Origin of the sequence: Paenibacillus intestini (genome assembly GCF_030803945.1) — a bacterium.
GTDB classification, from domain to species: domain Bacteria; phylum Bacillota; class Bacilli; order Paenibacillales; family Paenibacillaceae; genus Paenibacillus; species Paenibacillus polysaccharolyticus.
The window spans coordinates 14,563-26,876 of the sequence record NZ_JAURUN010000010.1; the positions used below are offsets into that span (position 1 = coordinate 14,563).

The following is a 12,314-nucleotide window of genomic DNA, read 5'->3' on the forward strand; positions in this document are numbered from 1 at the left end:
TTAAAAACCCGAAATCAGTTCACGCAGCTCACGAATGATCACTGCATGGGACTCCGTTCCTTCCCCATAACGTTTCAAAATCTCTTTGCGCGCTTCGGCCATGTTGTCTTGGTAGTCTGCAGCTTCACGATCAGGATTCAGTCGTTTGAACTCAACCATGACCTCTTGTACGTGTTGTGGGCGCGGCCCCCATTGACCAAGCACATGTCCGCCTGTATCTGCTACGATCACAATCGGCACAGAACGGCCACCCATCGTCAGGAATTCATCCATCACATCCGGATGATTTTCCATAATCAGAACTTCAGTCGGAATGCCTGAAATCTCCAGCGCCTGAAATACGACCGGAATATTACGCACAACGTCACCGCACCAATCGGCTGCCAGAATCAGTACACGAAGGTCGTCACGATAGTTCAGACTTTCGAAAAACTCACGATCCTCTTCGCTTGCCCAGACAAAGCTGTCATAGTTCGTCTGAAACTCACTTTGGTTTTTGGTCATACTTGCGATAAATTCCTTCGGTGGCAAACCTTTACCGAATTTGTGAGACAAGTTAGGTTTGGACATTACTTCACACTTCCTCTCTTTTTACGTACATTCATCCATTTGATAACAACATAAATAATCATAAGAGCAAGGGCGACAAGCAGAATCGGCGTAATAAACGGGGCCGCTTTCTCATCTACATGCTTCCACTGATCTCCGAGAATCATCCCTAAATATATAAACAATGCAGTCCAAGGTATAACAGCGAGTGTGGTCAGCAGAATGAATTTGCCTGTGTGCATTTTCGTGATGCCAGCCGGAATCGAAATCGCATGTCTTACGACCGGAACAAATCGCGCAGTGAAAATAACACCTGTGCCGTATTTGCGGAACCACTCTTCAGAATGATCGATGTGTTTTTTCTGGATCAATATGTATTTACCGTAGCGCTCAAGTACAGGTCTGCCGCCATAACGACCGATCCAGTAAATAAACAGCTGAGCCAGCACTCCGCCCACTGTACCAAAAATCATCGCACCGAAGAAGTTAATGTTATGCTGAGAAACGAGAAAACCACCATATGCCAGCACAATTTCACTTGGGATAACCTCCAGCATTAACCCGAGCATGATGCCAAAGTATCCGAGACTTTGAATCCAGTCGAATAATTGGCTGACAATGCTATGAATAACGTCCATCTCAACCCTCTTTCTTTTTCCTGAATGGTGGTGCCCTGTCGCACCATGGATGTTCGTCCTTATTTTATCACAGCCCCCTGAACGTGGCTACTTGCGAGAACGGGACAGTGTCCCGCAGGCACTACTCCGCATATGGTATGGGGAGAGGAGTGTGGGAACGTGTCATTTAAATCTGCGCCCGGGTCTCCCCCGGTCAAGCATAAGCAATCCGGCCAAAATTTACCCTCCGCCCGAGGCATTCGCCGTGCCTGCAGCAAGGAATTATACCGGACATCCAAGCGGTTGAAATTGTATATCTCTCCAGAACGTATGAAACAGGCCGAGGAAAAATACTACGCCAAAGTTATTGCGAATCTGCTCTGGATCGGAGAAAACCGCAATGATCGTAAAAAACTGTGCGAATGGTGGAATAACGAAGTCAGCGCAGATATTGCTGCGCTCTGGGACGTTGAGGTTGAACCGCTGAAAGAAGCTTTCAAACATGCCTTTGGTGGTTACCGTCTGTAGAAAAGTTTGAACAGGCCGGCGAAAGCATTCTCGTCCGCCTGTTCAAGACCTACTTAGATAAGCAAAAGCACCCCGCAGCAATTCTGTGCAACTTCTCTGCTGTCAACGAAGATGAAGGATGCAATTGAAAACGACGATCGTTACGCATTCGTTCTGTATTTACCTGTGATGCCAACTCTTTGTAACGTTCATATATTTCTATTCCTAGCGCCGCAGTCTTTTGGGCTTGTCGGACTTTTCCTTCTGAAAACTCACGCATCGTCGCCTGTTCCATCCAATAGAGCACCGTTCTCTGGGTTATAGCATCATAACGATTAAGGGTAATGGCTGAAATAAAATATCCCCCCGCTTGCTTCCCTTCTCCGGATTTGGCTTCTAATCGGCCGAGCTCCACATAGAGATCAGGATTACCAGGTGAATGCGACAAACTATTCAATAAGATGAATTCGGCCTCCGCTTGAGGCAGCGTACGCGCAAGGGAAATCGCCAAATCAGGCCGACTTGGATTCAAACGATGTGCTGATCGAAGATACTGGGCACTCTCTGTTGTTCCCACTGGCTCAGTCAGTGCGTGACGATATTGCATATCTGCCCATGCGTAACGTGCTGTGATCCAGACGGTACTTCCCAGCCAGCATGTAAGCATAAATACGACTACATATCGTTTGACGTGACCTGATATGACGTAAGAAAACGAAGTACGAGTCCAGGTACGGATGTAGCTACAAACGTAGGCATAGATGTGGGTCTCAACCCTGTCATTCGTAAGACAGTGTTGATGCGATGAGACTGGCCCCGCTTCTATTCTCAGCGCAACCGCCCATGCCGCGAGCCAGATGAAGAGCATCCAGCTGAGTGCATAACTCCAGTCGAAGTCCAAGATTCCATGCAGGACGAAGACAAGCACGGGCGGCAGTAGCCGCGGTGCGAAGCGGCGGATACTGCGCAGGGTGAAGAATATCCACCCTGCAATCAGCGCGATGCCGAGCAGGCCCGTATCCAGGGCCAGATCGAGCAGCCCGCTGTGTACCTCGCCGCCGACATACGGCGAGGACTGGATGGCGCGGAACATGTTGCGCCATGTATCCCCTCCGTGGCCGAGCCATGAGGCCTCGGTCCATAACCGCAGGGCATCCCGCCACAGCTGCAGGCGGGATGCCCCTGTGCCGACACCCGCCGCGAAACGTTCGGCAGTGGAGGCTGCGGCCATCAGTGCGGCGGCGATGCACGCCAGCACGGTGGCCGCGAGAGCAGTGGCGCGCCCGGCTGGGCCGCCGCTGTGCCAGAGACGGCACAGCAGCAGCGTGCCGAGCAGCGCAGCTGCCCATGCCCCGGCCAGTGCCAGCAGGCCGGGCACGGGTGCAGGCGCCAGCTGGGCAGCAGCCAGCTGGCGGTAGAGCCAGGCCGCGCAGGCCAGGGGCGCGGCCAAGGCCAGCAGCAGCGGCAGGCGGGCACCGCGCTGCTGCAAGAAGGCGGCGGCCGCGGCACAGCCGGCCGCTAGCCAAGCGCCGCGCGACTCGCTCAGCAGGAGCGCGGCTTGCGCGGGCATGAGCTGCAGCACCGCCGCGAAGAGCCGGCGTGCCGGGACGGCTCGCCCGGCCAGCACCCCCGCGGCGGCCGTCAGCCGCTCCAATGCGTACATGCCAACAACGGCACCGTACGCATTGGGGTACTGCAGCAATCCGCCGAGCCGGGCACCGGCGGAGCTGATCTCGGGGTCAGCTGTCCGCATGACCCCGTAGGGCAGCGGCAGCACACCGCACACGGCTAAAATGCCGCTTAGCACAAGCACGCCGCCTGCCAGCTGCCAGCCAAAGGCTAGCCAGCGCACACCACCCTTACTCGCTGCCAGCAACACAGCGAGCAGGGCAAACATCGCGAGCAAGCTCCAACGCAACAGCTCATGGATACTGCCCTGCGTACTTACCGAGCCTGCCCAAGCATGCAGGGCATAACACACCATGATTGCCAAAGGAAATCCTACATGCACTAAATCTACGACTCCCAGCCGAGTGGATTCCGACCGAACGGAGGCGATGCCATCAATTCCCCTTATCAGTACGCCTCGTTTATACACCACAAGAGAGAATAGCACGACAACACCAGTCATCAGAATAACGGGGTACAGGTCGGCCGGATGGTACAATCCTCTTCGCAAACATCCTGCCAGCAATATAGCTGCCATGCTTAAACCTAAGACTACAATCCACCATCTGGATTCACGATTACGCTTCTCACTACCCTTACTCCCCATTTCAATCTCACAACTGGACGCTGATATCCCATGCCCAGAGATCAAGAAACGACGTGGACTGGCTATATCGTTATATGTATTGTACCGATCTCTGAAATAGTCCCCGTTTTTCGGAGGATTACTTGTGCCCACATTCATACTCACTCCCACGAATTCTGATCCGTCAGAGGTTCGCTCTCTGTCTCTCACCCCCATCTCCTACTTCCTTCATTTATTTGAAAATAAAAAAAGGCAGAAGAATCCCTCTTCGGGTCCTTCAGCCTTGGTTTACATCCTTAACCATTATGAACTTGTTCACGCATCATGCCGACAGCAATGGCATCCTATATCTTGCACATCAAGTAAAGCGACCCTGGTACCAGTATGTCCCCTTCTTCAGGTATACAGACCAGTCGTGCACGAAACATCCCTACTTTGGTTCTTCTTATGTTCTCTTTTGAACCCTTTCTCATCCATTACCTGCATGCCCAACATTAGTGAAGATTACACTTCGCAGACCGCTCTAAGTTTTCCCTGTCCACTTTCCCACCAGTTATGCTTCCTTCAACCGGTAGCAGATCCGCACAAGCACGTTCCAGATATGGATCGGCATGAATGAAATCACGGAATGCAGTGTACTCATCCCACATGTCCTTCACTTGACCCGCCTGACCGCGAACGGCGCGAATCAGAATATTTTTCGGTGTATTCTCCAGATCAATGAATTCGAGCAACTGTGTTTTATATCCCATAATATCCAGCAGTTTGGCGCGAATCGCATCTGTTGCCAGTGCGGAGAAACGCTCCTTCAGAATGCCATGGGACAGAAGCGGGTTCATCACCGAAGATTCGACCTGATCATATAGCTCATGCTGACAGCAAGGAACCGACAGAATGACAGAAGCTCCCCAGCGCACTGCTTTCTCTATTGCCGCATCGGTAGCCGTATCACAAGCATGAAGAGTAACGACCATATCCACTTCGTTTAATTCATCATAATCCGCAATGTCACCAACGAGGAATTTCAGATCACCGTAATGCAAACGTCTGGCCAGATCATTACAGTGTTCAATAACATCCGCCTTTAGATCCAGACCGATGATGTTAAGCGAACGTCGCTGTTGTACGGACAAATAATGATACAGGGCAAAAGTCAGATACGACTTGCCGCAGCCAAAATCTACAATCGTCAGCGGACGTCCTTCCGGCAGATGAGCAATAACATCCTGCACCATTTCAAGGAAACGGTTGATCTGCCTGAACTTATCGTACTTACGTGCAAGCACACGTCCTTCCTCGTTCATTATCCCAAGTTCAACGAGGAAAGAAACCGGAACGCCCTCTTCAAGTACATATTGCTTTTTGCGATTATGGGACAGATCCACCGCTGTTTTGGATGGGGATTTGGTCAGAATCGATACTTTATATTTTTTGCTGATCAAAATTTGATAATCGGCATCTGCCGTACACAGCAATCCCTGACGGAACGTCTCTTCACACAACAAAGTCATACGCTCCAGCGCTTCAGCCGGGGTCAAATTTTCATGCAGCACTTTATTCGCATAATGAAAAGCAAACTGATAATGAAGCTGATTCTTCAGCGTAACCGGCTTCACCTGCACTTTGGTAAACGAGACATTGTCCCGTCTGCGCAGCTGACTCCAGGTCGCCGTAATCAGCGAGTTCTGTTCAAAAATATCTTGTATAAGCTTTCGCAACGAATCCACGGGGTACATCTCACTTTCGGTTTGGTTTGGTCAACCGTTACCATACCATAATTCCGTTCCCTCTCCAAGTGAAGAGCTACGCTCCATTAGTTCAGTCATCAGATATTCTATAAGTTCAGCGATCCATTCGGTTATTCTTCTGTTACGACCTGCTGACGTTTGGTTTCCAGTGCTGCAATCTGTGCCAGCCCCTCCTCGACCTCAGCCCGCGGCAAACCGCCCTGTTCAAGCTGCTCATCCGTAAGTTCCGTCAACCTCTGATAAAATGCTCGCGCTTCCTCTTCATACTGTACCGGATAATCCGCACCAAGATGCATCAGTCTGTACCAGCCGTTCTCCGCCGCATCATATCGGCCCTGTTGCTCCCGATATAACGCAAGTTGCTTCTCCGTTCGCGCAGGAAGCTCATATCCCTTAATTTGCTCTATAATTCCTTCTATACGGTCAGGCACCTGTAACAACTCGCGATTAGCACCATGATTCTGGGCGTACAGGTAAAAATGTAAAGCTCGCATTAAACGAACAAGCGCCGCATTCTCCGCGTCCATTTTCTCCTCATCATCAATGCCTTCGACTCTGGCCTTTTCGTGATAGATATATGCTTCTTCCTCAATGAGTCTCGCCGCTTGCTGCAGATTGTCCACCTCAATGACGCCTCGAAAACGGAACATCTCAATCACATCCTCTGCAGGCAGAGAGTTCAGCAGATTGAGATTCATGCCAAATTGTCTGCGCATTAACTCATCCAGTTCAGATAAAGCCTCCGTATGTTTACGTTGCTGTCTAAGCGTAAAAGCCTTGCCAATCGCCTCTGTCATTTCCTCCATCATGCGGAGCAGATAATCCTTCCTGAACATCGGTGCGCCCCCTTATATCTTCACTCATTTATCGCATACTTTATATCGCGTATTCATATGATTTATTTTAATTCATGCCGTGAAAAAAAGCGAAAGTCCTGCTCTCCTGCTTCCGAAGCCGGTCAGCAAACACATCAAAGCCCCTGCTTGTCCATATGGACACACAGGGGCTGCATATACAAACTCGATTGAGTGATCTTATGGTTAGTCAGACAATCCCGTCATAAACTGTTGAATTACCTGAATCAATTGTTCCGGCGCTTCATACATACTCATATGTCCTGCACCTGCAATGGTGGCCTGCACAATATGAGGCTTGTCACTCGTAAAAGTACGTTCCGGTGGAATCAGCCCATCCTTCTCCCCTGCTACAAGTAATACTGGAAGCGGTGTGGCAGACAATACATCACGGCGATCTGGACGTTCACGCATAGCCAGTGCCGCGCCAACCGCACCTTGAGGGGCAGTTTGATAACCAATTTCCTTCACACGATTCACATGTGCCGACATCGATTCAATATGCTCTGGAGCGAACAGACCAGGTACCAGCCCGTCCACAAAATTCACAATGCCTTCGGTCTGAATTGTAGATACTGCACGCAAACGTTTCTCCTTCGCTTCGTCGCCGTCCGGATACGCTGTTGAATGGATCAAACCGAACGCGTTGAGTCGCTCCGGATGGTGCTGTGCAATGGAGAGTGCAATATATCCGCCCATGGAATGTCCTAGAATCACTGCTTTTTCCACGTCTAGCTCATCGAGCAATTGCAACACATCGTTGCCCATCTGTTCAATGGTGTAACTGCCTACAGGTGCATCCGTTTTGCCGTGCCCACGCAGATCAGGTACGATACAACGATAGCTGCGAGCCAGCTCCGGTACTACTTCATCCCAATAGGAAGAACTTCCGCAGTATCCGTGAAGCAGTACAAGCACTTCTCCCTTACCCTGCTCAGCATAACAAATCGTTGTTCCATCACACATCACTTTTTCCATATTAATCCCTCTCTCTGCGCGAATGTAATATTTCAGGTTGTATATTATTAAGCATTCATCTCATAAATGAAACGTTTATCATACATTCCAGGCTTCCGTCACAGCATCTGCAATCGTTTGTGACATGCCCATGACCAAGTACAGCGAAGTCATCTGCAAAATCGAATAGGGTCTTGGTCCGTTGGCATTTACTACTGCAGCTACACTGTATTCTCCAACAGGTGGCAAATGACCCCCAACGGATTGGGCAGGGCGCAAGGATGTTCCCGATACATAGTATGTCCCGGTAGCATCTTTTGGGCCCAAACATGCATCTATTGCTATAACCTTATGGTGTGAAGGAATCTGGGCCAGTCTCTTTTCAAGAGTATCTGCATCACAAGGCGTTGCCAGTGTACCGATTACATGAGGTATGCCACGCTCCTCCAGCAAAGCCCCCGTCATCGGTCCAAGAGCATCCCCGGTCGAGCGATCTGTGCCAATACATAGAAACGTAATCTCGTTCAGTTTATGGAGCTCGGAGATCTCCTTGAAAAAAAGGGCCATCTTGTCTCCAGGCATGCCTTTGCGTACACCTCGGCTCTGTTGCCGGACAAGTTCCCGTTTATATAAAGCCAAACTGAATTCCTCCTTGTTACACATGAGAATATTGGACAACCCTAGTGCTACCTTTACTTCCAGTCGTTGTGATCTATTCTCATATTGTAACCGATGCTCCATTCTCCCGCAAAATCATTGGCTTGTCCCCTTCTACTCATGCTACAATAACAGAAGTTCCGTTTGGACAAATGAGCAACCCATCTCCGGAGATGGAAAGGATGAAGTTAACGATGGATTTAACACAAGCAACAGCAGAAAATATGGAATATATGATTGAAGCGATCAAAACCAAGCTGCGGATGGCCAGTGGTGCCGCGATGCAAGCTTCAGCGTTCCCGCTTGAGAAATATGAAGATTTGCAGGATTTGTACGAAATGGTGATGAGCAAAGAACATTTGAGCATCTCCGAAGTAGAAGCGGTTGCTTCTGAACTCGGTAAACTCCGTAAATAAACTTCTCTCTCCACATGTGATCTTCACACCTGGCACAAGATGAGCAACAAAAAGGACCTGTCTTACATCAGAACACTGATGCAGGACAAGTCCTTTTTGTTGTATTAAGGAAGATCCACAAGTACGAATTCAGCAGGCTCGCTGCCCGTACTTGTCATTTGTAAATCACAGCTTTTACGGATACGGGCCGCATCTCCGGGCTTGAGATTAAAGTTTCCATCGGAACACTGCATTTCGAGATGTCCGTTAATGAGAAACAAATGTGTACGACGCTCCTCATGTTGCGGAAACATTAATTTCTTTCCTGACTCCAGCTTGGACAGATAACAGGTAACATCCTGAGCGATGTGGAGTGAGTTTTCTTCTATCGATTCATCCGTTTGGCCAGATGCACCTGACACAACTGGACATAGCCGATTGAGCTGGGCGGACTCTTCTATTTTCCGATAAGCATAAGATGGCTTCAGCATGCGCTGAGAGGGCAAAAACCACATTTGCAAGAAACGTACCGGTTCATCCGTGGCTGGATTGGTTTCGGAGTGCTCTGCGCCTGTGCCTGCACTCATCACCTGAACTGTCCCCGCTTCGAGCAACTGTTCTGTGCCCATACTGTCTGTATGTTTAAGCGTGCCTGATATCACATAACTGACAATTTCAAGGTCGTGATGTGGATGTTTCTTAAAGCCTTCTTGCGGCATCAGTATGTTGTCGTTGTGGGCTAACAGACAGCCAAAATGAGCATTGCTCGGGTCCTCATAATCCGCAAAGGAAAAGCTGAATTCGCTGTGTATCCAACCGCGATCCGACGTGTGTCTTTCTTCCGATGTCACTACTTTAATCATATTCATCCACCTCCAGAGGATTGGAACTGCCGTATGGCAATAATCCATGCGTGTTCAAAATGATATAGGTCAATACCAGTTGGTATGTGATCTTTACCCGGGGTCCGGTCATTCTAATCACGTTCCTTCTAAAGGTTACACGCTATCTTTTCATGAGCGGAGCACAAATTCACTATCCATCCGACCCACTATAGTACCTGCATCATTACGAATGTCTGCAGAAAATACTTCTGCGAGACGAGCAATGGTTTTGGGATTGGAGTAGTTCAGTTGCTTCAATATCGATTGTGCAATGGAAGCCCATTCTTCCTCAGAGCCATCCAGCACTTTGAAGGTGATGCCCAATCTTTCTTTTTTCAGTGCAAAACCGAATACACCCTTGAATCCGCCTTTGGCGACAATATTATCGTCTTCCAGCAACACCGAATCCACCCGATTCTGGCCACCGACCATCAGAGGGTGCTGATTCATAGCCGAAGTGATCGTCTTTACAGCCATGCGTGTAGGCTCATCTGCAATCAGGTCAGGACATGCGAGCTTGAGATATGCATTGGCCAGTGCAGACAAAGGTAGCGAAAATACCGGAAAACCACAGCCATCCGTCCCTAGTTGAATCTCTTTTTCTTCAATGCCTGCGAGACCTGCCAGTGTTTCTAGGATTTCTCGTTGCACTGGATGATCCGGCTCAGCGTAGCTACCCAAATCAAGTTTCCTCATCTGACTATAACCCAGAATGCCCAGATGTTTCCCCGAACAGTTATGCAATATTCTGCGTTTCTCTCCTTGCGCCCTCAACCAGTTATTGCGGCTTTCTTCATTAAGCGGATAGCTTGGTGCACAGATCAGACATTCCTCACCAAGTCCGATTTTATGAGTCAGATGCTCCAGCACTTGAATATGCTCCGGCTCAGAGCGATGTGATGAAGCCATGATCGCAATCTCTTGTGGCTTAAGACTATAATGTCGATCAATTCCGGCCCGAATACCTGGAATCGCTTGAAAAGGTTTGGCCGATGAACGTGTGAACGCTCTGAAATGAGGATCACCAGCCGAATATACAACCCGGCCATGCTCATCTGTAATACATATGTGTCCGTAGTGAGCGCATTCCATCACGCCCGCACGGTATTCTTTAACTAACAAAGCACTCTCCACGCGAGTTTCTCTCCTTTAAATAGCTAATTTCTTCTCTGCTTTGCTTCACGGCGCCGCATGGGATATCCTCATTAGTATAGTACAAAAACGACGGTTTTACAGTTTTTTCGACAGTCGTTTCGGGTAAAGCTTTATCAGCCTTACTGTAGGACTACTCTTTATAGAAGGAGATACGTTTCATGCTACGCAATTCTCAACATCTATCATCTGAATCATCTCATGTGATGTCTTTGCAATCTCTGCTGAAATACGTCCTGATTGCTTCACTGCTAAGCTCAGCTACTGTTTTATTATTGGCTGGTGTTGGAGCCTGGCTGGGTCTGGAACGTTTAATTCGACTGGACAGTCAAGTTCAGCAAATGTTTTATCTCCACTCGCAATCCCGTCTGTCTCTGCTACCCTACACTTCCTTCATCACGGCACTGGGTTCATTTAAAATATCAGCACTTGCTGCAGCAGGGTTCGCACTATTATGTTTCTTACAGCGTCATCCCAGAACGATGATGTATGGTTATATCATCTGCGCAAGTTTCGGAATGATGTGGATTTTGAACACGTTTTTAAAAGAAATCTTTAGACGAAGCAGACCCGAACTGGATCACCTTCTCGTTGTGCATGGATATAGTTATCCCAGTGGTCATGCCATGATTTCGATGGGTTTTTACGGTATGCTTTTTGTCATCTGGGCCATCGAATGGAAGAAACGGGATGTACTTAGAAGATGGCTTCCTGTCATTTGCGGTATTCTATTTGTTCTGTTGATCGGCGTGAGTCGGGTTATGCTGGGGGTTCATTATCCTACCGATGTTTTTGCCGGATTTGCCGCAGGCTTCGTCTGGATTGGCTGTATGATTCAGGGAATAAAACACCCTGCCATTTGATCCTCTGTATCTAATTTCCAGCTTATTCATCGGACAGTTAGTTGTTTCACCATGTTGCACGGCGTTTATATACGAAGTAAGCAAACGCGAACAGACAACATCCTGCATCAAGTTGAAAGGAGGCGGTTGTTATGTGGGGCATTATTATCAGCATTGTCATGGCAATCATTATCGGTTTGATTGGAGATGCACTTGCCGGTCATAACATGCCGGGCGGCGTGATTGGTGCGATGATTGCCGGATTCGCCGGAGCCTGGCTAGGAGCACTTTTGCTTGGTAACTGGGGACCGGTTATCGGTAACTTTGCCGTCATTCCCGCCATCATTGGTACAGCGCTCTTTGTTTTCTTGCTGGGGCTTGTGTCCAGACTGCTAAGACAGGCTGCCTGATTCGGGTTAGATGGTGTTCGTTGTTTCGTATTTGTTTCCTAAATTAATGAAGGAGTGATTAGACATGAATAAAGCAGAAGAGCAATATCCTGTACAAAGTGGTTCGACTTTCGCCAAAGGGATTTTCATCGGAGGTTTGTTGGGCGCTGCAGCTGCCCTGTTATTCGCCCCTAAACCAGGACGCGAATTGCGTGGTGATCTTTCTGAAAAGGTAGGTATGGTGACTGACCGTACAAAGGAAGTGGCCACTGTTGTTGGTGACAAAGCTTCTGAAATTGCCAAAACGGTATCTTCCAAAACGTCCGATCTGGCAAGAACAGTAAACCAAGGGCGCAATGACGTTATGGATTCCGTAAGAAAAGCTTCAGCAGATGTTGCTGAGGAAGCAACACGTGCATCTGAAGAAGTGGCTGCCGCTTCCGTAGAAGCGAAGGAAGATGCGCGTAAACAATTGAACTCGACAAGCCTGTAAGGCCTGATGAGATCGA

Annotated in this window: 14 protein-coding genes; 5 read left to right on the forward strand and 9 right to left on the reverse strand. The window is 48.9% G+C overall.

Annotated features, from left to right (window positions below; genetic code table 11):
* Both J2T16_RS22420 and uptA read right to left on the reverse strand, forming a co-directional pair.
* A complete protein-coding gene (locus J2T16_RS22420) occupies nucleotides 1-570 on the reverse strand; it encodes a thioredoxin family protein (protein WP_154891714.1) in 570 nt (189 codons plus the stop codon).
* Nucleotides 570-1,187, reverse strand: a complete 618-nt coding sequence (gene uptA / locus J2T16_RS22425; RefSeq protein WP_090924497.1) for an undecaprenyl phosphate transporter UptA — start codon at nucleotides 1,185-1,187, stop codon at nucleotides 570-572. Before uptA ends, J2T16_RS22420 begins: the two co-directional genes overlap by 1 nt.
* A 132-nt stretch (nucleotides 1,188-1,319) precedes the next feature.
* Here uptA and J2T16_RS22430 point away from each other — a divergent pair, with 132 nt between their 5' ends.
* On the forward strand, nucleotides 1,320-1,694 hold the full coding sequence (locus J2T16_RS22430) for a dehydrogenase (RefSeq protein ID WP_499019310.1): 375 nt from the start codon (nucleotides 1,320-1,322) through the stop codon (nucleotides 1,692-1,694).
* Between the two features lie 49 nt (nucleotides 1,695-1,743).
* Here J2T16_RS22430 and J2T16_RS22435 read toward each other — a convergent pair whose 3' ends face one another.
* The 5 genes from J2T16_RS22435 to yyaC all read right to left on the reverse strand — a co-directional run bounded on the left by J2T16_RS22435 (nucleotide 1,744) and on the right by yyaC (nucleotide 8,227).
* Nucleotides 1,744-3,879 (reverse strand): O-antigen ligase family protein, encoded by a 2,136-nt coding sequence (locus tag J2T16_RS22435; RefSeq protein WP_499019311.1) that lies wholly within the window; start codon nucleotides 3,877-3,879, stop codon nucleotides 1,744-1,746.
* Nucleotides 3,880-4,421: 542 nt separating this feature from the next.
* Entirely contained in the window at nucleotides 4,422-5,663 is a 1,242-nt protein-coding gene (locus tag J2T16_RS22440) for a class I SAM-dependent methyltransferase (RefSeq protein WP_221788313.1), read from the reverse strand.
* 122 nt (nucleotides 5,664-5,785) lie between these two features.
* Complete coding sequence (locus J2T16_RS22445; protein WP_499019312.1) at nucleotides 5,786-6,511, reverse strand: DUF6483 family protein; 726 nt, start codon at nucleotides 6,509-6,511, stop codon at nucleotides 5,786-5,788.
* A 204-nt stretch (nucleotides 6,512-6,715) separates the two neighbouring features.
* The gene (locus J2T16_RS22450) at nucleotides 6,716-7,507 is read right to left on the reverse strand and encodes an alpha/beta fold hydrolase (protein WP_090924492.1); all 792 of its coding nucleotides are present in this window, start codon (nucleotides 7,505-7,507) and stop codon (nucleotides 6,716-6,718) included.
* A 78-nt stretch (nucleotides 7,508-7,585) separates the two neighbouring features.
* Nucleotides 7,586-8,227 (reverse strand): spore protease YyaC, encoded by a 642-nt coding sequence (yyaC, locus tag J2T16_RS22455; RefSeq protein WP_499019313.1) that lies wholly within the window; start codon nucleotides 8,225-8,227, stop codon nucleotides 7,586-7,588.
* A 110-nt stretch (nucleotides 8,228-8,337) separates the two neighbouring features.
* Between yyaC and J2T16_RS22460 the strand changes: the two genes are divergently transcribed.
* On the forward strand, nucleotides 8,338-8,559 hold the full coding sequence (locus J2T16_RS22460; RefSeq protein WP_123065974.1) for a DUF1128 domain-containing protein: 222 nt from the start codon (nucleotides 8,338-8,340) through the stop codon (nucleotides 8,557-8,559).
* Between the two features lie 104 nt (nucleotides 8,560-8,663).
* Here J2T16_RS22460 and J2T16_RS22465 read toward each other — a convergent pair whose 3' ends face one another.
* Both J2T16_RS22465 and J2T16_RS22470 read right to left on the reverse strand, forming a co-directional pair.
* The gene (locus J2T16_RS22465) at nucleotides 8,664-9,401 is read right to left on the reverse strand and encodes a pirin family protein (protein WP_499019314.1); all 738 of its coding nucleotides are present in this window, start codon (nucleotides 9,399-9,401) and stop codon (nucleotides 8,664-8,666) included.
* A 150-nt stretch (nucleotides 9,402-9,551) separates the two neighbouring features.
* Entirely contained in the window at nucleotides 9,552-10,556 is a 1,005-nt protein-coding gene (locus J2T16_RS22470; RefSeq protein ID WP_499019316.1) for an asparaginase, read from the reverse strand.
* A gap of 179 nt (nucleotides 10,557-10,735) precedes the next feature.
* Between J2T16_RS22470 and J2T16_RS22475 the strand changes: the two genes are divergently transcribed.
* The 3 genes from J2T16_RS22475 (at nucleotide 10,736) to J2T16_RS22485 (ending at nucleotide 12,298) form a co-directional block, all read left to right on the forward strand.
* Nucleotides 10,736-11,437, forward strand: coding sequence for a phosphatase PAP2 family protein (locus tag J2T16_RS22475; RefSeq protein ID WP_499019317.1), 702 nt, complete (start codon nucleotides 10,736-10,738; stop codon nucleotides 11,435-11,437).
* Between the two features lie 131 nt (nucleotides 11,438-11,568).
* A complete protein-coding gene (locus J2T16_RS22480; RefSeq protein ID WP_090924488.1) occupies nucleotides 11,569-11,826 on the forward strand; it encodes a GlsB/YeaQ/YmgE family stress response membrane protein in 258 nt (85 codons plus the stop codon).
* Nucleotides 11,827-11,890: 64 nt separating this feature from the next.
* Nucleotides 11,891-12,298 carry a YtxH domain-containing protein gene (locus tag J2T16_RS22485; RefSeq protein WP_090924487.1) on the forward strand — a complete coding sequence of 136 codons (408 nt, stop codon included), beginning with the start codon at nucleotides 11,891-11,893 and terminating at the stop codon, nucleotides 12,296-12,298.
* The last annotated feature ends 16 nt before the right edge of the window (nucleotides 12,299-12,314 follow it).

Excerpts from the sequence above, each read along its gene's own strand:
- J2T16_RS22480 (WP_090924488.1), top strand. The coding sequence starts at position 11,569 with ATGTGGGGCATTATTATCAGCATTGTCATGGCAATCATTATCGGTTTG.
- J2T16_RS22485 (WP_090924487.1), top strand. The coding sequence starts at position 11,891 with ATGAATAAAGCAGAAGAGCAATATCCTGTACAAAGTGGTTCGACTTTC.
- J2T16_RS22420 (WP_154891714.1), bottom strand. The coding sequence starts at position 570 with ATGTCCAAACCTAACTTGTCTCACAAATTCGGTAAAGGTTTGCCACCG.
- J2T16_RS22475 (WP_499019317.1), top strand. The coding sequence starts at position 10,736 with ATGCTACGCAATTCTCAACATCTATCATCTGAATCATCTCATGTGATG.
- J2T16_RS22450 (WP_090924492.1), bottom strand. The coding sequence starts at position 7,507 with ATGGAAAAAGTGATGTGTGATGGAACAACGATTTGTTATGCTGAGCAG.
- yyaC (WP_499019313.1), bottom strand. The coding sequence starts at position 8,227 with ATGGAGCATCGGTTACAATATGAGAATAGATCACAACGACTGGAAGTA.
- J2T16_RS22440 (WP_221788313.1), bottom strand. The coding sequence starts at position 5,663 with ATGTACCCCGTGGATTCGTTGCGAAAGCTTATACAAGATATTTTTGAA.
- uptA (WP_090924497.1), bottom strand. The coding sequence starts at position 1,187 with ATGGACGTTATTCATAGCATTGTCAGCCAATTATTCGACTGGATTCAA.
- J2T16_RS22430 (WP_499019310.1), top strand. The coding sequence starts at position 1,320 with ATGGTATGGGGAGAGGAGTGTGGGAACGTGTCATTTAAATCTGCGCCC.
- J2T16_RS22435 (WP_499019311.1), bottom strand. The coding sequence starts at position 3,879 with ATGGCAGCTATATTGCTGGCAGGATGTTTGCGAAGAGGATTGTACCAT.
- J2T16_RS22465 (WP_499019314.1), bottom strand. The coding sequence starts at position 9,401 with ATGATTAAAGTAGTGACATCGGAAGAAAGACACACGTCGGATCGCGGT.
- J2T16_RS22460 (WP_123065974.1), top strand. The coding sequence starts at position 8,338 with ATGGATTTAACACAAGCAACAGCAGAAAATATGGAATATATGATTGAA.
- J2T16_RS22445 (WP_499019312.1), bottom strand. The coding sequence starts at position 6,511 with ATGTTCAGGAAGGATTATCTGCTCCGCATGATGGAGGAAATGACAGAG.